This is a genomic window from Pseudomonas sp. IT-P294 (assembly GCF_949767865.1).
Lineage (GTDB): Bacteria > Pseudomonadota > Gammaproteobacteria > Pseudomonadales > Pseudomonadaceae > Aquipseudomonas.
Map to the genome: position 1 here is coordinate 446464 of NZ_CATKQW010000022.1, position 21744 is coordinate 468207.

Consider the following 21744-nt stretch of genomic DNA (forward strand, 5'->3'; position numbering starts at 1 on the left):
CAATCGATGAAACGCAAACCGGATTTACTATGGATTTTGGTTATTTTGTTCGGCCTCGGCGTCGTGACCACTGGCTATGCCCAAAGCTTGTGGAGCAACAAGACCGACGCGCCAATCGAAATCGCCCAGCAAAAACCCTCGGCTTTCAAACGCTGAACCCGTCTTCGGACGCCGCTGATACCAGTGGCGTCTAGCCTGCGAAATACCACGCCCTGTCTGTCACCGTTCCTTGCAACGGCACATCCCAGCTCGCTTGAGCCAATCGTTCGACTTTCTGACATTCATGGGCCAGTCCCAGCAGCGTTGGCTTGCGCCAGGTTTGGCGGCGCGCCATATAGGCCAGGCTCCGGTCATAGAAACCACCGCCCATGCCGAGGCGTCCGCCGACGTCGTCAAACCCTACCAATGGCAGCAACACCAGGTCCAGCGCCCATACCTTGCGTTGCCGGGCGATGTTTGCCCGGGGTTCAAGAATGCGGAAACGGTTGGGTTTGAGTGTCTCGCCGGGACGGATCCGCTGGAACACCATTTTAGTCCGCGGCCAGGCACTGAGCACCGGCAGATACGTCGCCTTGCCCCGGCGTTGCGCGGCGCGCAGCAACAGGCGCGGATCGATTTCACCGTCGGTGGGCAGATACAGGGAGATGTGTTTTGCGCGGCGAAACAATGGCTGCTGGGCCAATTGCTTGTACAACCCGCGAGCAGCCTGGCGCTGCTGACTGGGCGTCAGTGCGCGGCGGGCCTTGCGCAGCATGCGTCGAAGTTGCGGGCGGGGTAGCTGCGCAGGTTCGTTCATGAATTCAGGCTTCTGCAGGACGAGTACATAAAGCGTACCCGTAAAAAAGCCGATGCCGGTAATTAAACCGGCATCGGACACAAATCAGGCTCCCCGGATGAACCGCTGCTGACTTAGCCCTTGAACCCGAAAGTTCAAGGTGGAAGATGCAGTAGGCTTTAAGGCTTTCCGTCTAGCGGACATGCACACCAGCCCAACGTGCAACTTCCAGGGTAGTGCGAATCGGCTCAGGGACGTGGTCAACTGGCAAGCACCCCAGGGAGTGATGCGAGTATAACCCAAGCCGCCAGCCGAATCAGCCCTTGGTGACGTCCGGATCAGTGGCGAGCACCAGATCGACGCGATCGAGCAGGTCGCGAACCTGCTCGCGAGTCGAACCGCTGGCCTGTACATCCGGGCGTTCTTCCTTGTGCAGAAGATCGTGGGTGATGTTCAGTGCGGCCATCACGGCAATACGGTCGGCGCCGATGACTTTGCCGCTGCTGCGGATTTCGCGCATCTTGCCGTCCAGGTAACGGGCGGCGCTCACCAGATTGCTGCGCTCCTCTTGCGGGCAGATGATCGAATATTCTTTATCGAGGATCTGCACGGTAACGCTATTGCTTGAACTCATGAGTCTTGCTCCAGGGCCTTGAGGCGCGAAATCATTGATTCGACCTTACGCCGGGCGATTTCGTTCTTTTCAATGAGGTGAGCGCGTTCCTCGCGCCAGGTTTTTTCCTGAGCTAATAGGAGTCCGTTTTGACTCTTTAGTTGCTCGACCCGATTAATTAGCAGTTCGAGTCTTGCCATCAGCGCTTGCAGGTCGGTGTCTTCCATTGTGTCCACTGAATTCGGTCTGATGGAGGGTAGATGGCGGACAGCCTTTAATAGTCTTGGCGAGTCTGTCGATGTAGGATACAAGGCCTTCATTCTAGACATAGCGCCGTCTGGCGCCTAGCTGCCCATGCCCATTCAGAATTCCCCGTACCAAGCCTTCGCCACCCTGCTGACTTCCAGCGGTCATAACGTCTCGCCTGCCGAACTGCACGGCCTGTTGCTCGGTCGCAGTTGCGCCGGTGCAGGTTTCGACGCCGAAGGTTGGCTGGTTGATGCTGCCGAACTGCTCGAAAACGAGCCACAGGACAATGTCCGCAACGCCCTGATCGGCTTGCAGGAAATGGTCAAGGGCGAGCTCACCGGCGACGACGTGACCGTCGTTCTGCTGCTGCCGACCGATGACGAACCATTGGCTGATCGTGCCGTAGCACTGGGCCAATGGTGCCAGGGTTTCCTCAGCGGTTTCGGGCTGAACTGCCGTGACAGCAGCATGCTGAGCACCGAGGCCACCGAAGTGTTGCAGGACCTGGCGGCGATTTCCCAGGTGCAAGACGCCCTGGAAGAGTCCGAAGACGGTGAAAGCGACTACATGGAAGTGATGGAATACCTGCGGGTCGCGCCATTGCTGCTGTTTTCCGAAACCAAAAAAGCAGATGCGCCGGCCGCGGCCAAACCGTCGCTGCATTAATCGTTTGCCAGGGAAAGCCATCTGCCCATGATTCATATCCCGAAATCGGAATACAGCCGTCGCCGCAAGGCCTTGATGGCGCAGATGGAACCCAACAGCATTGCCATCCTGCCCGCCGCCGCGGTAGCCATCCGCAACCGCGACGTCGAGCATGTCTACCGCCAGGACAGCGACTTCCAGTACCTCAGCGGTTTCCCCGAGCCTCAAGCCGTCATCGTCCTGATGCCTGGCCGAGAGCACGGCGAATACGTGCTGTTTTGCCGTGAGCGCAACGCCGAGCGCGAGTTGTGGGACGGTCTGCGTGCCGGCCAGGAAGGCGCGATCCGCGACTTCGGCGCTGACGACGCGTTCCCGATCACCGACATCGACGACATCCTGCCGGGCCTGATCGAAGGGCGCGACCGAGTCTATTCGGCCATGGGCAGCAATCCGGAATTCGACCGTCACCTGATGGACTGGATCAACGTGATCCGCTCTAAAGCGCACCTCGGCGCGCAGCCACCGAACGAATTCGTTGCCCTGGATCATCTGCTTCACGACATGCGCCTGTATAAATCGGCGGCAGAAGTGAAGGTGATGCGCGAAGCCGCGCGGATATCCTCCCAGGCGCACATCCGCGCCATGCAGGCCAGCCGGGCCGGGCTGCACGAGTTCAGCCTCGAAGCCGAACTCGATTACGAATTCCGCAAGGGCGGGGCGAAGATGCCGGCATACGGTTCGATCGTCGCGTCCGGGCGCAACAGCTGCATCCTGCATTACCAGGAGAATGATGCGGTGCTCAAGGATGGCGATCTGGTGCTGATCGATGCCGGGTGCGAGATCGACTGCTATGCCAGCGACATCACCCGCACCTGGCCGGTCAACGGCAAGTATTCACCTGAACAGAAGGCGATCTACGAGTTGGTGCTGGCGTCCCAGGAAGCCGCATTCGCCGAGATCGCCCCGAACAAACACTGGAATCAGGCACACGAAGCCACGGTCCGGGTGATTACCGCGGGGCTGGTGAAGTTGGGCCTTTTGCAAGGCGACGTTGACGAGCTGATCGCCAGCGAAGCCTATAAAGCCTTTTATATGCACCGCGCCGGCCACTGGCTGGGCATGGATGTGCATGACGTCGGCGATTACAAGGTCGGCGGCGAATGGCGCGTGCTGGAAGTCGGCATGGCGCTGACCGTTGAACCGGGGATCTACATCTCGCCGGACAATCAGAACGTAGCGAAGAAATGGCGCGGCATCGGCGTGCGCATCGAGGATGACGTGGTAGTGACCAAAACCGGTTGTGAAATCCTGACCAACGGCGTGCCTAAAACCGTCGCCGAGATCGAGGCCTTGATGGCCACTGCAAGGACGCACGCGGCATGAGCCGAGTCAATCTGGCGATTATCGGTGGTGGCCTGGTGGGCGCCAGTCTGGCGTTGGCCTTGCAGGCCGGGGCGAAGGCGCGCGGTTGGAAGATCGTACTGATCGAGCCGTTTGCTCCCGGCCATACTTATCAGCCGAGCTATGACGCCCGTTCTTCAGCGTTGTCCTACGGTGCCAAGCAAATTTATCAACGGTTGGGCGTGTGGCAGGAAATCACCCGTCGCGCTGAGCCGATCAAGCAGATTCATGTCTCCGACCGTGGCCGTTTTTCCACTGCGCGCTTGTCCGCGATGGAAGAAGGCGTTCCGGCCCTAGGCTATGTGGTGGAAAACGCCTGGCTAGGCCAATGCCTCTGGCAAGGCCTGGACAAGGACGTGGTCACTTGGCGTTGCCCGGCGGAAGTGACGCGGATGGAACCGTTGACCGATGGCTATCGCCTGACCCTCAACGACGAAACCACACTGGAATGCGACCTTGCGGTACTGGCCGATGGCGGCCGTTCCGGCCTGCGCGAGCAGTTGGGGATCGGCATCAGGAAGCGCCCGTACAACCAGAGCGCCCTGATCGCCAATATCACCCCGAGTGAAGCCCACAACGGCATGGCATTCGAGCGTTTTACCGACGACGGCCCGATGGCGTTGCTGCCGCTGCCGGAAAACCGCTGCGCCCTGGTCTGGACCCGCCTGGGGATGGACGCGCAACGGTTGGCGGCGCTCGATGAGCGCAGCTTTCTCAGTGAATTGCAGGGCGTGTTCGGTTATCGCCTTGGCACCCTGAAACAGGTGGGCGCGCGGCATCTGTACCCGCTGACGCTGATCGAGGCCGAAGAGCAGGTGCGCCCGCACCTGGCGATCCTTGGCAACGCCGCCCACAGCCTGCACCCGATTGCCGGCCAGGGTTTCAACCTGTCCTTGCGTGATGCCCAGGCGTTGGCCGATGCCTTGTTGGCCAGCGAGAAAGCGCCCGGCGACTTTGCGACTTTGCAGGCTTACCGCGAGCGCCAGCGCCTGGATCAGAACCTCACCGTGGGCTTCTCCGATCAAGTCACCCGATTGTTTGGCAGCACCCAGCCGCTGGTTTCGCTGGGTCGCAACATCGGCTTGCTCGGCCTCGATCTGCTGCCACCGGCCAAGCGCTGGTTCGCCCGGCAAGCCATGGGTCTGGGTACACGTCCCGATGCTTAAGTGGCTGACCGACACGTTCGGCAAAGCGCGGTTGATGCGCTGGGTCATGACCTTCTACCCGCCGTATCTGGGGGCCGGGGTTCGGGTTCAGCACATCAGCGATGATTTTCGCGACATCAAAGTGTCCATGGGCCTGAGCTGGTACAACCGCAATTACGTCGGCACCCAGTTTGGCGGCAGCCTGTATTCGATGGTCGACCCGTTTTTCATGCTGATGCTGATGGAAAACCTCGGTCACCGTTACATCGTCTGGGACAAGGCCGCCGACATCGATTTCATCAAGCCGGGCAAAGGTCCGGTGTTCGCCCGTTTCACGATCGACGACACCTTGCTCGACGAGATCCGCCGGCAGACGGCCAATGGCGAAAAATACCTGCCGCAGTTGCAGGTCGATATTCATGACGGCGCCGGTCACCTGGTGGCGCGGGTCGGAAAAACCCTTTACGTGCGGCGCAAGCCGCAAGCGAGACAGGCTTAAAGCATGGAAATGCGCGCAGATCTGCTGATTGTCGGGGCCGGAATGGTCGGCAGCGCCTTGGCGCTGGCGTTGCAGGACAGCGGGCTGGAAGTCCTGCTGCTCGATGGCAGCCCGATGAGCGTCAAACCCTTCGACGGGCAAGCACCGTTCGAGCCACGGGTGAGCGCCTTGTCGGCTGCCAGCCAGCGGATTCTGGAACGCCTCGGCGTGTGGGACGGCATCGCCAACCGGCGCAGCAGCCCGTACACCGACATGCATGTGTGGGATGGCAGCGGCACCGGACAAATCCACTTCTCGGCTGCCAGCGTGCATGCCGATGTGCTCGGGCATATCGTCGAGAACCGCGTGGTTCAGGACGCCTTGCTCGATCGTTTGCACGACTGCGACCTGGGGATGCTGGCCAATGCGCGCCTTGAGCAGATGCGCCGTTCCGGCGATGACTGGCTGCTGACCCTGGCCGATGGCCGCACGTTGCGTGCGCCGCTGGTCATTGCGGCTGATGGCGCCAACTCAGCGGTGCGGCGCCTGACCGGCGTGGCAACGCGCGAGTGGGACTATCTGCATCACGCGATCGTCACCAGCGTGCGCTGCTCCAGACCGCATCAAATGACCGCGTGGCAGCGTTTCACCGACAACGGTCCGCTGGCGTTTCTGCCGTTGGACCGCGACGGACAACAGGATTGGTGTTCGATCGTCTGGTCGACCACGCCGAGCGAAGCCGAGCGCTTGATGGCGCTGGACGATGAGGCGTTCTGCCGCGAGCTGGAGCGAGCCTTCGAAGGCCGGCTCGGCACGGTTCAAAGCGCCGATCCGCGTCTGTGCGTGCCATTGCGCCAGCGTCATGCCAAGCGATACGTGGCCGAGGGCCTGGCTTTGATCGGCGACGCTGCCCATACCATCCACCCGCTGGCCGGGCAGGGCGTCAACCTGGGCTTCCTCGATGCCGCCGTCCTGGCTGAAGTGCTGTTGCAGGCTGCGGAACGTGGCGAGCGGTTGGCGGATGTGAAAGTGCTCAGTCGCTATGAGCGTCGGCGCATGCCGCACAACCTGGCCTTGATGGCGGCGATGGAAGGCTTCGAGCGCTTGTTCCAGGCCGATCCGTTGCCGGTTCGCTGGTTGCGTAACGCGGGCTTGAAGATGGTCGATCAGATGCCCGAGGCCAAGGCGCTGTTTGTGCGTGAGGCGTTGGGGTTGATCGGGGATCTGCCGGCGCTGGCCAAGGCCTGATCACTTCATTGCGGCTGATGGCCCCATCGCGAGCAAGCTCGCTCCCACATTGGTTTTGTGAACACCGAAGATCCCTTGTGGGAGCGAGCCAGCTCGCGATAGGGCAGGAACATTCCACCGCCAATTTCGAGCGGTGCAACATCTGGTAACTCCTCCGCGAACTGTTTGATTGAGAAGCTAAATGTGAGTCCTTATCATTTGGCCTCATTTTTTCAATCGTGAGATCGCTCCCATGTTGGCACCGAAGCGTCTACTGACCGCACTCGCCCTGACCCTGATTGGCAGCACCGCTGCTCAGGCCGCTGACGAGGTGGTGGTTTACTCCTCGCGTATCGACGAGCTGATCAAACCGGTCTTCGATGCCTACACCGCGAAAACCGGTGTGCAAGTGAAGTTCATCACCGACAAGGAAGCGCCGCTGATGCAGCGCATCAAGGCCGAGGGCGAGAACGCCACCGCCGACCTGTTGCTCACCGTCGATGCTGGTAACCTCTGGCAAGCCGAGCAGATGGGCATCCTGCAACCTTTCACCTCCAAGGTGATCGACGCCAACATTCCGCTGCAATACCGCTCGTCCGCCCATGCCTGGACCGGCCTGAGCCTGCGCGCGCGGACCATCGCTTACTCCACCGATAGGGTGAAGCCGGGCGAGCTCACCACCTACGAAGGTCTGGCCGACAAGAACTGGGAAGGACGCCTGTGCCTGCGCACGGCGAAGAAGGTCTACAACCAGTCCCTGACCGCCACCATGATCGAAGTGCACGGTGCCGACAAAACCGAGAAGATCCTCAAGGGCTGGGTCAGCAACCTGTCTACCGACGTCTTCTCCGACGACATCGCGGTACTGGAAGCCATCAATGCGGGCCAGTGCGACGTCGGCATCGTCAACACTTACTACTACGGTCGTCTGCACAAGCAGAAACCTGATCTGGCGGTGAAGCTGTTCTGGCCAAACCAGGGGGATCGGGGTGTGCACGTCAATCTGTCAGGCATCGGCCTGACCAAGCATGCACCGCATCCAGAAGCCGCCAAAGCCTTGGTGGAGTGGATGACCACGCCGCAAGCGCAGCGGATCTTCGCTGACGTGAACCAGGAATTCCCGGCCAATCCTGAGGTTCAGCCCTCCGCGGAAGTCGCGAGCTGGGGCAAGTTTGTCGCGGATACCTTGCCAGTGGAAATTGCCGGCAAGCGCCAGGCCGAAGCGATTCGCATGATGGATCGGGCCGGCTGGAACTGAGACCCGCGCTGATCGTTCCCACGTCGAACCGTCTGCGTGGGAATGCATCCACCGACGCTCCGCGTCGACGCGTGACGCAGAGCGTGGGCACAATCATTAAACGAGACTTTTCCTTGGCCCACCCCGCCCAACGCCGCTGGTATCCCCTGGTCTTCGCCATCGCCGCGCTGGTCCTGCTGCCACTGAGCGTTCTGTTTCTTTCCTGGCAAACCATCGATCATCAAATCTGGTCCCATCTCTGGGACACCCAGATGCCGCGCTTGCTGGGCAACACGCTGACCCTGGTGCTTGGCGTCGGTGTCGGCGTAACACTGTTGGGCGTCAGCCTCGCCTGGCTCACCAGTCTCTGCGAATTCCCCGGCCGGCGCTGGCTGGATTGGGCGCTGATGCTGCCCTTCGCCATTCCTGCCTACGTTCTGGCGTTTGTCTTTGTTGGCCTGCTGGATTTCGCCGGCCCTGTGCAAACCCTGATGCGCGAATGGTTCGGCAGCGGCCTGCGGTTGCCTCGAGTGCGCTCCACCGGCGGCGTGATCATCGTTTTGGTGCTGGTGTTTTATCCCTACGTTTACCTGCTGGCGCGTAGCGCGTTCCTGGCCCAGGGCAAAGGCTTGATGGAAGCGGCGCGGGTCTTGGGCCAATCCCCGTGGCAGGCCTTCTGGCGAGTCGCCTTGCCGATGGCGCGCCCGGCCATCGGCGCTGGTGTGGCGCTGGCCTTGATGGAAACCCTCGCGGATTTTGGTGCGGTGTCGGTGTTCAATTTCGACACGTTTACGACCGCGATCTACAAAACCTGGTACGGATTCTTCAGTCTCTCCAGCGCCGCACAACTGGCCAGTCTGTTGCTGTTGGTGGTGATGCTGGTGCTGTATGGCGAACGCAGGGCTCGCGGGGCCAATCGGGCGAGTAACGAACGGCCGCGGGTCAAGGCGCTGTATCACCTGCGTGGTTTTAAAGCTGTGGCGGCCATGAGCTGGTGCGGTCTGGTATTCGCCTGTGCGTTTGTCATTCCGATGCTGCAACTGGTGGTGTGGTTCTGGCAGCGTGGGCGCTTCGATCTGGATGAGCGCTACGCCGCGCTGATCGTTCACACCTTGTACTTGGGGGGCATGGCGGCGTTGTTCACCGTCAGCGTTGCCTTGGTGCTGGCGTTTGCCCGACGCCTGGCGCCGACCCGGGCGATCCGTATCGGGGTCAGCCTGGCCAATCTCGGCTATGCGCTGCCGGGATCTGTGCTGGCGGTGTCGATCATGCTGGCGTTCAGTTATCTGGACCGGGAGCTGGTGATTCCGCTGTCGGGTTGGCTCGGCGGAGCAGGCAAGCCGCTGCTGCTGGGCAGTCTGTCGGCGTTATTGCTGGCCTATCTCGTGCGTTTCATTGCTGTGGCCTATGGGCCGTTGGAAAGCAGTCTGGCGCGAATACGGCCTTCTTTGCCCGAAGCAGCACGTAGTCTTGGGGTCAGTGGGCCACGACTGTTTTTCAAAGTGTATCTGCCGTTATTGCTGCCTGGCACGTTGAGTGCTGGGCTGCTGGTGTTCGTCGATGTGCTCAAGGAAATGCCCGCAACCCTGCTGATGCGCCCGTTTGGCTGGGACACGCTGGCCGTACGGATATTTGAAATGACCAGCGAAGGGGAGTGGGCGAGGGCCTCGCTGCCGGCCTTGACACTGGTTTTGGTCGGGCTTCTACCGGTCATCGGATTGATTCGACGTTCGGCGCATCGAAACGCCTAGGTGCCAGTCCTACACCTTGAGGCTACAATGCGCGGCATTCGGTGCGGTCCGTCCTTCGGGCCCGGTAGCTGAGATCGGCTGCAAGCCTTGTACTTCAAGGCTTTCAGTGGTCAAGCACCTTCCCGCACCTTCGCCACGCCCGGAAGGAGAAACCCATGGGACAGCGTACGCCTCTGTATGACCTTCATCTCGCCCTCGGCGCGAAGATGGTCGATTTTGGCGGTTGGGATATGCCTTTGCATTACGGCTCGCAGGTCGAGGAACACCATCAGGTGCGCCGCGATTGCGGGGTATTCGATGTATCCCACATGACCGTGATCGATGTCAGCGGTGCCCAGGCCAAAGCCTGGCTCCAGCATTTGCTGGCCAATGATGTCGCGCGCCTGCACAGCCCCGGCCGTGCCTTGTACAGCGCCATGCTCAATGAACGTGGCGGTATCGTCGACGACATGATCGTCTATCGACTCGAGGACGGTTATCGGTTGGTGGTCAACGCCTCCACCCGCAATCAGGACCTCGCCTGGATGCAGGCTCATCTCGACGGTTTTGATGTGCAGCTCAACGAGCGCTCTGAATTGGCAATGCTGGCCATTCAGGGGCCCCATGCCCGGCATAAAATCTCCGAACTGGTGACCCAGTCCCGCAGCAACCTGATCCAGATGCTCAAACCCTTCGAAGGGTTGGCCGACGGTGACTGGTTCATCGCGCGCACCGGCTACACCGGCGAAGATGGCCTCGAAATCGTTCTGCCGGCCAATCAGGCACCAGGTTTCTTCAACGATCTGGTGGGCGCCGGGATTTCGCCAATCGGCTTGGGCGCGCGCGACACCTTGCGCGTGGAAGCCGGCATGAACCTGTACGGCCAGGATATTCATCAAGACGTTTCGCCACTGGCCTCGAACATGGCGTGGAGCATTGCCTGGGAACCGGCCACGCGCCAGTTCATCGGTCGCACTGCCCTGGAAGCCGAGCGGGCGGGTGGCGTTCAGCACAAACTGGTCGGTCTGGTCCTTGAAGAACGTGGTGTTTTGCGCGCTCATCAAGTGGTCCGCATCGCCAATGTTGGCGAAGGAGAGATCACCAGTGGTAGTTTCTCTCCTACGCTTAGCAAGTCGATTGCACTGGCGCGCGTGCCGATGGCAACTGCCGACCGCGCAGAAGTGGAAATCCGTGGCAAATGGTACCCGGTCCGAGTGGTCAAACCGACCTTCGTACGCCACGGCAAAACCTTGATCTAACCTTTTTTGGCGGGCAATGACCGCTGACAATTTTCTTGAGGATACAGAACATGAGCGATATCCCTGCCGACCTGCGTTTTGCCGAAAGTCACGAATGGGCCCGTCTGGAAGCCGATGGCACCGTCACCGTGGGCATCAGCGATCACGCTCAGGAAGCCTTGGGCGACGTGGTGTTCGTTGAACTGACCGAAGTCGGCAATGTGTTTGCTGCCGAAGATCAAGCCGGTGTGGTGGAGTCGGTTAAAGCCGCCTCTGACATCTACTCACCGATTGCCGGTGAAGTGATCGCGGTCAACGAAGAACTGAGCGGTTCGCCTGAATTGCTCAACTCCGACCCGTACGGCGCCTGGATCTTCAAGCTCAAGCCAAGCAACGCGGCTGATCTGGACAAGCTGCTCGATGCCGCAGGCTACAAAGCCGCCATCGGCGAGTAAGCCCCAGACAAGCAAAAGCCTCGATCACTCGAGGCTTTTTTTTTGGGTTTTTTTCAGGCAGCTCGCAAAACCGCCTTCACCGCTGCCACCGATCGCTCGACGTCCGCTTTGCTCATGGCCGTAAACATCGGCAATGAAACAATCAGGCGTCCAACCCGTTCTGCTACCGGGAACATGCCTTCCTTGAATCCGCGCTCGCGGTAAAGGCTCAGCAGATGAATCGGCGGGTAGTGATAGCCAATACCGACACCCAATGCCTGCATCTGCTCCATAAACGTGGCCCGTGCCGGGAGGCCATCCTTGCGCTCCGGCAGCACCAGCTGGAATAAATGCCAATTGCTGTTCTCGAAATCTGCCGGGGGCAGTTGAGCGCCGTATTGGGCTTCGAAGTCCTCGCCAAAGCAGGCGAAATAGTGTTTGGCCAGTTCACGGCGATGAGCCGTAATCGCTTCGATGTGAGCAAATTGCCCCAGGCCGATAGCCGCCGCGACATCGGTCATGTTGAATTTGCCGCCAAGCACATCCACGTCCAGCCCATCGAAACCGGTGCGGGTTACACCCTGTAATCGGTACTTTTCCGCCAGTCGGGTTTCTTCGGCAGTGTTCAGCACCAGGCAGCCGCCCTCCGAAGAGGTGACGTTTTTGTTTGCCTGAAAACTGAAGGACACGAAGTCACCGGTTGCACCGATACGCTGTCCATTCCAGCTCGAGCCCAGCGCCTGGGCCGCGTCTTCCACTATCCGTAAACCGTGCTTTTTCGCCAGTGCGTAAAGGCGCGTCATGTCCACCGGCAGCCCGGCGAGGAACACCGGGATGATGGCTTTGGTGCGCGGGGTAATGGCGGCTTCAAGCTGATCCAGGTCGATGTTGCGAGTGACCGGGTCGATGTCGGCAAACACTGGCGTCGCGCCGACCTCCAGAATCACGTTGGCGGTGGCTACCCAGGAGATCGGTGTGGTGATTACTTCATCGCCCGGTCCGATCCCGGCGATGCGCAAGGCGATTTCCATGGTGCAGGTGCCGGAGTTGAAGGTGCGCACAGGGCGCCCACCGAAATATTCCGAGAGTTGCGCTTCAAAGGCCTGAACCTTGGGGCCGCTGGTAATCCAGCCTGAACGCAAGACATCGCCGACAGCAGCGATTGTGGTCTCATCAATGGTGGGTTTGGAGAAGGGCAGAAAAGGCAGTTGGCTCATAAGTATGGACACCGATCAGCGGACGTAAGGCATGCGCCGAACATGATGATGCGAATTGGCCAACCGCGCTACGCCCTCCGCATGTTTATCGACTGCTATGCTGCTTTGATCGTGTTGCATCGACGTTGAGCGCCAGTCAAGAGAGAGCCCGTCATGTCCCAGTTGCCGTCCTTGAGCCAGTTACGCGATCCCAATGCCTTTCTTCGCCGCCACTTGGGGCCCGATGCCGCCGAACAGCAGGCGATGCTCGATAGTCTCGGCCTGGGCAGTCGAGTGGAGCTGATCGAGCAAACTGTGCCGCCGGGAATCCGTCTGAACCGGATGCTCGATTTGCCGCCCGCCCTCGACGAAGAGGCCGCGCTGGCCAAGCTGCGTGGCTACGCCGAACAGAACCAGGTCTGGACCAGCCTGATCGGCATGGGTTACCACGGCACGCTCACGCCGAACGTCATTGCGCGCAACGTGCTGGAAAACCCTGGTTGGTACACCGCCTATACGCCTTACCAACCTGAAATCGCTCAAGGCCGGCTAGAGGCGCTGCTCAATTTCCAACAATTGACCATCGACCTCACGGGGCTCGAGCTGGCCAATGCTTCGTTACTCGATGAGGCCACGGCCGCCGCGGAAGCCATGGCCTTGGCCAAACGTGTCGCCAAGTCCAAGAGCAATGTGTTCTTCGTCGACGAGAACTGCCATCCGCAGACTATTTCCGTGGTGCAGACCCGTGCCGAAGGCTTCGGCTTCGAGTTGATCATCGATGCACTGGATAACCTGAAAACCCACCAGGTATTCGGCGCGTTGCTGCAATATCCCGACACCCACGGCGAAATTCGCGACCTGCGTCCATTGATCGATCACCTGCATGCCCAGCAAGCCCTGGCGTGCGTCGCAACAGACTTGCTGAGCCTGCTGTTGCTGACGCCACCGGGAGAACTGGGTGCCGACGTGGTGTTCGGTTCATCTCAGCGTTTCGGCGTGCCCATGGGGTACGGCGGTCCTCACGCGGCCTTTTTCGCCAGTCGCGATGAATACAAACGAGCCATTCCCGGGCGCATCATCGGCGTCTCGAAGGACGCTCGCGGCAACACCGCGTTGCGTATGGCCCTGCAAACCCGTGAGCAGCATATTCGCCGGGAGAAGGCCAATTCGAACATTTGTACCGCGCAAGTGCTGCTGGCCAATATCGCCAGCTTCTACGCGGTTTATCACGGCCCCGAGGGCTTGAAGCGGATCGCCCAGCGGGTGCACCGGCTGACCTGCATCCTCGCGACCGGTCTTGAACGCCACGGCATCACCCGGCTCAACAAACACTTCTTTGACACCTTGACCCTAGAGGTTGGAGGCACGCAGACCGCTATCATCGAAAGCGCCCAGGCTGCACAGATCAACCTGCGGATTCTGGGGCGCGGGCAATTGGCGCTCAGCCTCGACGAAACCTGTGACGAAACCACGGTAGCCAAGTTGTTCGATGTGTTCCTCGGTTCCGATCATGGACTTAACGTCGACGAACTGGACGCCGAAACGCTTGATTGCGGCATTCCTGTCGAGCTGCTGCGCACGTCGCCTTATCTGCGCCATCCAGTGTTCAGCACCCATCACAGTGAAACGGAGATGCTGCGCTATCTCAAACAACTGGAGAACAAAGACCTGGCGTTGAACCAGTCGATGATTCCTCTCGGTTCTTGCACCATGAAACTCAATGCCACCAGCGAGATGATTCCCATCACCTGGCCGAAATTTGCCAATCTGCACCCGTTTGCGCCGAGGGAGCAAGCGGTGGGTTATGCGCTGATGATCGAAGAACTGGAGCGTTGGCTGTGCGCGATTACCGGTTTCGATGCGATCTGCATGCAGCCCAACTCCGGCGCTCAAGGTGAGTACGCCGGGTTGCTGGCAATTCGCAAATACCATGAGAGTCATCAACAGGGGGCGCGGGATATCTGCCTGATCCCGTCGTCGGCTCACGGCACCAACCCGGCTTCGGCGCAAATGGCCGGGATGCGCGTGGTGATCGTCGAGTGCGATGAGGCGGGCAACGTCGATCTGGATGACCTCAAAGGCAAAGCCGCGGAGGCGGGCGACAAACTTGCCTGCCTGATGGCCACCTATCCTTCGACCCACGGCGTGTACGAGGAAGGCATCAGCGAGATGTGTGAAGTTATCCACAGTCACGGCGGCCAGGTGTACATGGATGGCGCCAACCTCAATGCCCAGGTCGGATTGGCGCGCCCGGCGGACATTGGCGCCGACGTGTCGCACATGAACCTGCACAAAACCTTCTGCATTCCCCACGGCGGCGGCGGGCCAGGCATGGGCCCGATCGGGGTGCGCGCGCACTTGGCGCCGTTTGTCGCCAATCACCCGGTGGTGCCCATCGACGGACCGCTGGCGCAGAACGGCGCGGTCAGTGCTGCGCCTTGGGGCAGTGCGAGCATTCTGCCGATCAGCTGGATGTACATCGCGATGATGGGGCCGCAACTGGCGGATGCGAGCGAGGTGGCGATCCTTTCCGCAAATTACCTGGCGCAGCATTTGTCCGGCGCGTTTCCAGTGCTCTACACCGGGCGTAATGAGCGAGTCGCTCACGAGTGCATTCTGGATTTGCGGCCACTGAAGGCGCTAACCGGTATCAGTGAAGAAGACGTCGCCAAACGTTTGATGGATTACGGCTTCCATGCGCCGACCATGTCGTTCCCGGTGCCGGGGACCTTGATGGTCGAACCGACCGAGAGTGAATCGAAGGCCGAGCTGGACCGGTTTATCGGCGCGATGCTGAGTATCCGCGCCGAGATCACCGAAGTGCAGAATGGCAATTGGTCAGCCGAAGACAACCCGCTCAAGCGTGCGCCGCATACCTTGGCCGATATCACTGGGGTGTGGGAGCGGCCTTACAGCATTGAGCAGGCGGTGACGCCGGATGCACACACCAAGGCGCACAAATATTGGCCGGCGGTGAATCGGGTGGATAACGTTTATGGGGATCGCAATTTGTTTTGTGCGTGTGTCCCGGTCGATGATTACCGCTGAATTACTGGCCAACACACATCCCCTGTGGGAGTGAGCCTGCTCGCGATAGCGGAGTAACAGTCGCTGATGAGGTTGACTGATCTACCGCTATCGCGAGCAGGCTCACTCCCACAGTGGTTTGCGGTGGGCAAAAAAATGCCGCTCATGTGAGCGGCATTTTCATTCAGCTGAACGGATTATTCCGAAGCCACGGCGTTCTTCGCCAGGATCGCGTTCGCCAGTTCCATGTCCGTGGCCTGAAGGCCCGGGTTGTCGGCGCGGACTTTCTGCATCGCGGCTTCCAGATAAGGACCGCGAATGCCGCCATCACTGGCAACAAAGCTGCCGGCATCGTCCTGGGCTGCGACGATCAGCTTGTGATCCTTGAAAGTCAGGTAGGTCGAGCCGGTGGTTGCACCGGACGAAATGACGTTACGCCAAAAGCTATCGGCCATCGCCGAACCGACTGGAAGGGACAACAAGGCGAGGGTAGCGACAGCAAGTTTGAGACGCATAGGGGTACTCCACTGGGTTAACTACGGGATTTGATTGCCATTCCCTCAATCGAGTTCCGTGACGCCCAGCCTACTTCTGCTCGCTCTGTGGTGTCACCCGTAGAACCTCCTCGACCGTGGTCAATCCGGCCGCCACTTTCTGGGCCCCCGACAATCGCAGACTGCGCATGCCTTCCTTGAACGCCTGTCGCCGCACTGCGAGCAAATCGGTATCGGGATTGATCAGCGCCTTGACGCCGTCAGTCATTTGCATGATTTCGTAGACCCCGGCGCGACCGCGATAGCCGGTGTCGCGGCATTCCAGGCAGCCGATGGCGCGCTGGGCATTGGTGGGCAGTGGCGCTTGCCAGGGTTTGGTCAGGGTTTGCCAGTCTTCTTCGCCCAAGGTCAGCGGGGCCTTGCAATCGGGGCACAAGGTTCGCACCAGGCGCTGGGCCATGACGCCGAGCACCGTGGCCTTGATCAGGTAATGCGGCACGCCGAGTTCGAGCAGGCGGCTGATGGCGCTCGGCGCATCGTTGGTGTGCAGCGTCGAGAGCACCAAGTGACCGGTGAGCGCGGCCTGGATCGCCATTTCAGCGGTTTCCAGGTCGCGGATCTCGCCGATCATGATGATGTCCGGGTCCTGTCGCATCAGCGCGCGCACGCCGGCGGCGAAGGTCAGGTCGATGTTGTGCTGGACCTGCATCTGATTGAAGGCGGGCTCGACCATCTCGATCGGGTCTTCGATGGTGCAGAGGTTGACCTCCGGTGTCGCCAGCTTCTTGAGCGTGGTGTACAGCGTGGTGGTCTTGCCTGAACCGGTCGGTCCGGTGACCAGAATGATGCCGTTGGGCTGGCGGGTCATGTCCTGCCAGCGACGCAGGTCTTCGGCGGAAAACCCCAGTTGGTCGAAATCCTTGAGCAGCACTTCCGGGTCGAAGATCCGCATGACCATTTTTTCGCCGAACGCGGTCGGCAATGTCGACAGCCGCAACTCGACTTCGCCACCGTCCGGCGTCTTGGTTTTCACCCGGCCGTCCTGAGGCTTGCGCTTTTCCGCGACGTTCATCCGCCCGAGGCTTTTCAAGCGACTGACGATTGCCATCGTCACCTGTGGCGGGAATTGGTAGACGTTGTGCAGCACGCCGTCGATGCGAAAACGCACGGTGCCTTGCTCGCGCCGGGGTTCGATGTGGATATCGCTGGCGCGTTGCTGGAACGCGTACTGGAACAGCCAGTCGACGATGTTGACGATGTGCGCGTCGTTGGCGTCCGGTTCCTGGTCGCTGGCACCGAGGTTGAGCAGTTGTTCGTAATTGCCAAGGTTGCTCGTTTTTTGATCGGTGCTGGTCGCGCCGCTGACCGATTTGGCCAAACGGAAAAACTCGACGCTGAAGCGCTGGATGTCCACCGGGTTGGCCACTACGCGTTTGATCGGCAGCTTCAACACGTGGGTCAGGTCGGCTTCCCAGCCGTTGACGTAAGGTTGGGCGCTGGCCACGGTCACCGCGTCGCGGTCGACGGACACCGCCAGAATCTTGTGACGCTGGGCGAAGGCATAGGACATCAGCGGTGTGATGGCCGCGACGTTGATCTTCAGCGGGTCGATGCGCAGATAAGGCTGACCGGCCTGTTGTGACAGCCACAGGGTCAGGCTTTCCAGGTCCAGGTGTTTACCGGGGCGGCTGAGGTCGTCCAGGTGCTGGCTGGCGATGAATTCCAGTGGGTGCATCTGGCCACTGGTGGCGTGGCGACGGCGGGCATTGAGCGCGTGCTCGGCCGAGTCCTGGCTGATAAAGCCTTGGGCGACCAGTTCGCGCAGCAAATCATTGAGATCCAGCCAGCGGTCCTGAATGGCAAGTTGAACGGACATGCGGGCTCCTCATGAACAACGGTGCGCAAAGGATAGTCTCGCAGCCACCGACCGCTGGGCCACTACTCGACGAAGCCGTGTCGAGGTTTGTCAGCCAGCCGCTTGAGCGGGTTCATTCCAGGCCGCATCAGCCGTTTGCAGGTCTACCGAAAACACGCTGATCAAGTTACGCAGTTTTTCCGCGATCACTTGGGCTCGATGCCAGCTCAGGCCGTCCATGACGATATCGATTGCCAACCGATCGTCCGTGCGCTGCACATTGACCTGTTGTGGTGTCAGGCACTGCAATGCAAAAAAGTTGAGGGCTCTGCACAGCAGGTCCGGCTCGGCTTCGGCCAGTAATTGATAGTGGACGCGGCAGTGAGCGTTGCTGACGTTCCAGACATCGGCACGGGTGGGCAGGGTGTTGACGGCTTCCAAAGGGGGCATGGTCGATCTCCAAATTCTCTGGAGGAATTTTTACATTCGTTGCCGGGCATTTCTTATCTATGATTGGCTTTATTGGCGATTTATCGAATCGTTTAATTCAATACTGCGTCACTTAAAGGTTTTGTTATGCACAGCGAGCTGGATGGCTACGACCGCAAGATTCTGGCGTTGCTGCAGGAGGACGCTTCGCTTTCCAGCGCGCAGATCGCCGAACAGGTGGGGCTCTCGCAGTCGCCGTGCTGGCGGCGGATTCAGCGCATGAAAGAGGAGGGCATCATTCGCGGTCAGGTGACGCTGCTTGATCGCAAGAAGATCGGGCTTAACACGCAGATCTTCGCCGAGATCAAACTCAACGCGCACGGGCGTTCGAACTTCACTGAGTTCACCGAAGCGATTCGCGGTTTTCCCGAAGTGCTGGAGTGTTACGTGCTGATGGGGTCGGTAGATTTCTTGCTGCGGATCGTGACGGCGGACATCGAGGCGTATGAGCGCTTCTTCTTCGAGAAGCTGTCGATGGTGCCGGGGATACAGGAGGTGAACTCGATTGTGGCGTTGTCGGAGATCAAGTCGACGACGAGTCTGCCGGTCTGAAGCCTTGCGGGTGACTGTGCTTGATCGTTCCCACGCTCTGCGTGGTAACGCCTCAAGGGACGCTCCGCGTCCAGGTGACGCGGAGCGTCACCGGCTGCATTCCCACGCAGAGCGTGGGAACGATCAGCGCCGTGGATTACATGCGCAGCAGCATCTTCCACGCACGATTCTGATACACCGCAATCGCCTGCTGCTTACGCGCATCCAGCGATTCATCAGTGATTGGCTCGTTGGCCAGTTGTGCCAACAGTTTCAGCTCACCGTACAGGCGATCCATTTCCGGGATGTCCAGCACGTTGCGGGCGTGATGCAGCCAGGCCTGGATGCGCTCGATGCGCGGCAATTGTTCAGCCAGGTCTTCGGGCTGCTGCTGATAACGCTGCAATTGCAGGGACGTGGCTTCTTCACCCAGCAGGCGCGGCAGCCAGCTGCCCAATTGCGCAGCGCCCTGGCGATTGCCACGCACGTTACGGTCGGCTGCCCAAGTACGGGCCAGCAACCAGCGCGACGTGTTCAGCGAGAACAAGCCCCAGCGCGGGTCTTCCAGTTCTTCAAGGAACTGCTCCGGCGCGGCTTTGCGCACGTCTTCGTCGTCGATACCGGCTTGCACCAGTGGACGCCAGTCTTCGAGCAAGGCATCCAGCGCGACGCGCAGATCGTGAGTCGACTGACGCGGCGCGGCTTGGCCCAGGCTACTCAACAGTGCACGCAATTCCGCCAGGTTTTCGACCCAGTCCAGCAACAGGCGCCAATGGCCATTGAAGCGATACTGTTCGGCCAGACGCTGGCTGCTGCTCAGCAAGTGCCAGGCCAACGCAGCAAATGCGTCGTCCAGCGGGGTTTCGGCGGTGATCTGCGGCGCGGGCAGGCTCAGCGAGTAGCTGTTGGCGTCGTACAAGCGATAACCGCGCTCGGCCTTGCTGATGTCACACGGCATCAGGGCCAGGGTCGCGGCCAGTTCGGCGGCCAGTTCCAGCAACGCGGCGGGTTCGCCTTCGCGCAGTTCCAGTTCCAGCTCGCAGATTTCTTCTTTCTGCTTGCCCACCACCACGTGGCCCAGGTCCAGCGCGGCTTCGATGACCACTTTGGTCTTGCCACGGCCCCAAGCGATTTCGGCGCGCTCGCGCACGAAATCGGTGGTGAAAATCGGCTTCAGGGTTTTCTTGTCCAGTTCGGCCAGCTCGACCGGCCAGCATTCGCCGTCGAGTTTCTTCACGTCGAGCTTGGCTTTGGGCAGGTTCCAGTCGTATTCGTTACGCTCGGACAGACCGGCGACGCTTTGGCCGCGGGTCTTGAGCGTTTGAATCACTTCTTCGCCATCCTTGCGCAGGCGCAGGGCAACCTTGGCGCGGGCCAGGTCGCGCTCAGGCGTATCGAAGTATTGGTTCATCAACTCACGGCGTTCCCAGCCACTTTTGTTGCGTTTTTTCAGGAGCGGGTGCTCGCGCAGGGCGGCGAGGGTTTCGCGGCTGACGCGGAGTTTGATTTCAGTTTCTTTCTGCATGGCCGGAAAATCCAGGATCGGGAGCGCAGCCGGGGGGAATGTGTGGCTGCCAAGGTCGTGCAGTGTACAGGACTCGATCATCCTCCGCGCCGCGACGGTTTATTCCTGTCGCCAGATGGTTCTATGATGGACTTCAATTCGGGAGTGGGAGTCAGCGATGCCTTTGCCGTCCATGAAAGATCAGTTCGCTGCGCTGATCGCCGCACCGTCCGTCAGCTGTACACAGCCCAGCCTCGATCAGACCAACCGTCCTGTCATCGATTTGCTGGCGATGTGGCTTGGCGACCTGGGTTTTGCCTGCGACATCCAGCAGGTCAGCCCCGGCAAATTCAACTTGCTGGCCAGTTTCGGTTCCGGCCCCGGCGGCCTGGTGCTGGCGGGCCACAGTGACACCGTGCCCTTTGATGGCGCCCTGTGGCAGACCGATCCGCTGAAACTCACCGAAGTCGATGGCCGCTGGGTCGGATTGGGCAGTTGCGACATGAAGGGCTTTTTCGCCCTGGCCATTGAAGCCGTCATCCCGCTGCTCGACCAGCCGTTCAAGCAGCCGCTGCTGATCCTCGCCACGTGCGATGAGGAAAGCTCCATGTCCGGTGCCCGCGCGTTGGCCGAAGCCGGGCGTCCGTTGGGGCGCGCGGCGGTGATTGGCGAGCCGACCGGGCTCAAGCCGATCCGCATGCACAAAGGCATCATGATGGAGCGCATCGACATCCTCGGGCAGAGCGGTCATTCCTCGGACCCACGCCTGGGTCACAGCGCCCTTGAGGCCATGCACGATGCCATTGGCGAACTGCGTGGCCTGCGCCTGTTGTGGCAGCGCGAGTTCCGCAATCCACAGTTCGGCGTGCCGACGCCGACCCTGAATCTTGGCTGCATCCATGGCGGCGACAATCCGAACCGTATTTGCGGCCAGTGCTCGCTGGAGTTCGATCTGCGGCCGTTGCCGGGAATGGACCCCAAAGCATTACGGGCGGAAATTCTGCAGCGGCTCAAGCCGGTTGCCGAACGCCATCAGGTGAAGATCGACTACGCGCCGCTGTTCCCCGAAGTGCCGCCATTCGAGCAAGCCGAGGACGCCGAATTGGTCCGGGTCGCGGAGAAGCTCACCGGCCATCGGGCCGAAGCAGTGGCGTTCGGCACCGAAGCGCCTTATCTTCAGCGCCTTGGTTGTGAAACGCTGGTGCTGGGCCCGGGTGATATTGCTTGTGCACACCAACCGGGGGAATACCTCGAAATGTCACGTTTGCAGCCTACGGTGCATCTATTACGTTCATTGATTGAACATTACTGCCTGATGCCGGCCAAAACGCCGATGCTAGTCAGTTGAGCACAACCCCACAGGTTCTGTGCCTGACCGGGTAAACGGTATAAATTGCCAGTGTCCCAACCCGTATTCATGAGGAGAGCGCGCGTGTCGCCAAGCCTGTTCCGACGATAACCATCAGCCCGCTGTGC

At 60.3% G+C, this 21744-nt stretch carries 21 protein-coding genes and 1 other RNA gene; 13 read left to right on the top strand and 9 right to left on the bottom strand.

Translation table 11 applies throughout. The features are described from left to right. Positions 1-6 precede the first annotated feature (6 nt). Positions 7-156: a hypothetical protein gene (locus ACM6I0_RS17180; RefSeq protein WP_285432993.1), complete on the top strand. Its 150-nt coding sequence runs from the start codon at positions 7-9 to the stop codon at positions 154-156. Positions 157-190: 34 nt separating this feature from the next. On the opposite strand, the gene ACM6I0_RS17185 is transcribed toward ACM6I0_RS17180, so the two are convergent. The 4 genes from ACM6I0_RS17185 to ACM6I0_RS17200 form a co-directional block, all read right to left on the bottom strand. After that, positions 191-796, bottom strand: a complete 606-nt coding sequence (locus tag ACM6I0_RS17185; RefSeq protein WP_285432992.1) for a 5-formyltetrahydrofolate cyclo-ligase — start codon at positions 794-796, stop codon at positions 191-193. Between the two features lie 86 nt (positions 797-882). Beyond that, positions 883-1061: non-coding RNA, 6S RNA (ssrS, locus tag ACM6I0_RS17190), on the bottom strand. Between the two features lie 30 nt (positions 1062-1091). Further along, positions 1092-1409: a cell division protein ZapA gene (locus tag ACM6I0_RS17195; protein WP_007942435.1), complete on the bottom strand. Its 318-nt coding sequence runs from the start codon at positions 1407-1409 to the stop codon at positions 1092-1094. After that, on the bottom strand, positions 1406-1615 hold the full coding sequence (locus tag ACM6I0_RS17200) for a TIGR02449 family protein (protein WP_003213954.1): 210 nt from the start codon (positions 1613-1615) through the stop codon (positions 1406-1408). Before ACM6I0_RS17200 ends, ACM6I0_RS17195 begins: the two co-directional genes overlap by 4 nt. Before the next feature lie 127 nt (positions 1616-1742). On the opposite strand from ACM6I0_RS17200, the gene ACM6I0_RS17205 reads away from it, so the two are divergent. The 9 genes from ACM6I0_RS17205 (at position 1743) to gcvH (ending at position 11193) form a co-directional block, all read left to right on the top strand. Beyond that, positions 1743-2303 (top strand): YecA family protein, encoded by a 561-nt coding sequence (locus ACM6I0_RS17205; protein ID WP_090178283.1) that lies wholly within the window; start codon positions 1743-1745, stop codon positions 2301-2303. Positions 2304-2330: 27 nt separating this feature from the next. Then, positions 2331-3665 carry a Xaa-Pro aminopeptidase gene (gene pepP / locus ACM6I0_RS17210; RefSeq protein WP_414922874.1) on the top strand — a complete coding sequence of 445 codons (1335 nt, stop codon included), beginning with the start codon at positions 2331-2333 and terminating at the stop codon, positions 3663-3665. Further along, the gene (gene ubiH / locus ACM6I0_RS17215) at positions 3662-4849 is read left to right on the top strand and encodes a 2-octaprenyl-6-methoxyphenyl hydroxylase (RefSeq protein WP_285432990.1); all 1188 of its coding nucleotides are present in this window, start codon (positions 3662-3664) and stop codon (positions 4847-4849) included. The genes pepP and ubiH overlap by 4 nt, the downstream gene beginning before the upstream one ends. After that, entirely contained in the window at positions 4842-5327 is a 486-nt protein-coding gene (locus ACM6I0_RS17220; protein WP_285432988.1) for a DUF4442 domain-containing protein, read from the top strand. The genes ubiH and ACM6I0_RS17220 overlap by 8 nt, the downstream gene beginning before the upstream one ends. Before the next feature lie 9 nt (positions 5328-5336). Further along, a complete protein-coding gene (locus tag ACM6I0_RS17225) occupies positions 5337-6554 on the top strand; it encodes a 2-octaprenyl-3-methyl-6-methoxy-1,4-benzoquinol hydroxylase (RefSeq protein ID WP_285433004.1) in 1218 nt (405 codons plus the stop codon). A gap of 232 nt (positions 6555-6786) precedes the next feature. Beyond that, the gene (locus ACM6I0_RS17230; protein WP_285432987.1) at positions 6787-7791 is read left to right on the top strand and encodes an extracellular solute-binding protein; all 1005 of its coding nucleotides are present in this window, start codon (positions 6787-6789) and stop codon (positions 7789-7791) included. 113 nt (positions 7792-7904) lie between these two features. Next, entirely contained in the window at positions 7905-9521 is a 1617-nt protein-coding gene (locus ACM6I0_RS17235; protein ID WP_414922875.1) for an ABC transporter permease, read from the top strand. 155 nt (positions 9522-9676) lie between these two features. After that, positions 9677-10759 carry a glycine cleavage system aminomethyltransferase GcvT gene (gene gcvT, locus ACM6I0_RS17240; RefSeq protein WP_414922876.1) on the top strand — a complete coding sequence of 361 codons (1083 nt, stop codon included), beginning with the start codon at positions 9677-9679 and terminating at the stop codon, positions 10757-10759. A 50-nt stretch (positions 10760-10809) separates the two neighbouring features. Beyond that, entirely contained in the window at positions 10810-11193 is a 384-nt protein-coding gene (gcvH, locus tag ACM6I0_RS17245) for a glycine cleavage system protein GcvH (RefSeq protein WP_285432984.1), read from the top strand. 53 nt (positions 11194-11246) lie between these two features. Here gcvH and ACM6I0_RS17250 read toward each other — a convergent pair whose 3' ends face one another. Further along, entirely contained in the window at positions 11247-12389 is a 1143-nt protein-coding gene (locus ACM6I0_RS17250; RefSeq protein WP_414922877.1) for a DegT/DnrJ/EryC1/StrS family aminotransferase, read from the bottom strand. 153 nt (positions 12390-12542) lie between these two features. Here ACM6I0_RS17250 and gcvP point away from each other — a divergent pair, with 153 nt between their 5' ends. Beyond that, positions 12543-15416 carry an aminomethyl-transferring glycine dehydrogenase gene (gcvP, locus tag ACM6I0_RS17255; RefSeq protein WP_285432981.1) on the top strand — a complete coding sequence of 958 codons (2874 nt, stop codon included), beginning with the start codon at positions 12543-12545 and terminating at the stop codon, positions 15414-15416. A gap of 176 nt (positions 15417-15592) precedes the next feature. Here gcvP and ACM6I0_RS17260 read toward each other — a convergent pair whose 3' ends face one another. The 3 genes from ACM6I0_RS17260 to ACM6I0_RS17270 form a co-directional block, all read right to left on the bottom strand. Next, entirely contained in the window at positions 15593-15910 is a 318-nt protein-coding gene (locus ACM6I0_RS17260) for a DUF2388 domain-containing protein (protein ID WP_007951791.1), read from the bottom strand. A gap of 70 nt (positions 15911-15980) precedes the next feature. Continuing rightward, positions 15981-17765 carry a GspE/PulE family protein gene (locus tag ACM6I0_RS17265; protein ID WP_414922878.1) on the bottom strand — a complete coding sequence of 595 codons (1785 nt, stop codon included), beginning with the start codon at positions 17763-17765 and terminating at the stop codon, positions 15981-15983. A 90-nt stretch (positions 17766-17855) separates the two neighbouring features. Then, entirely contained in the window at positions 17856-18194 is a 339-nt protein-coding gene (locus tag ACM6I0_RS17270) for a hypothetical protein (RefSeq protein WP_285432978.1), read from the bottom strand. Positions 18195-18320: 126 nt separating this feature from the next. Here ACM6I0_RS17270 and ACM6I0_RS17275 point away from each other — a divergent pair, with 126 nt between their 5' ends. After that, positions 18321-18785 (top strand): Lrp/AsnC family transcriptional regulator, encoded by a 465-nt coding sequence (locus ACM6I0_RS17275; RefSeq protein ID WP_046045137.1) that lies wholly within the window; start codon positions 18321-18323, stop codon positions 18783-18785. Between the two features lie 136 nt (positions 18786-18921). Here the strand turns inward: ACM6I0_RS17275 and ACM6I0_RS17280 are convergent, their stop codons facing one another. Continuing rightward, positions 18922-20289, bottom strand: coding sequence for an inorganic triphosphatase (locus ACM6I0_RS17280; RefSeq protein ID WP_285432976.1), 1368 nt, complete (start codon positions 20287-20289; stop codon positions 18922-18924). A gap of 157 nt (positions 20290-20446) precedes the next feature. Here ACM6I0_RS17280 and argE point away from each other — a divergent pair, with 157 nt between their 5' ends. Next, positions 20447-21616, top strand: a complete 1170-nt coding sequence (gene argE / locus ACM6I0_RS17285; RefSeq protein WP_414922879.1) for an acetylornithine deacetylase — start codon at positions 20447-20449, stop codon at positions 21614-21616. Positions 21617-21744: the final 128 nt, after the last annotated feature.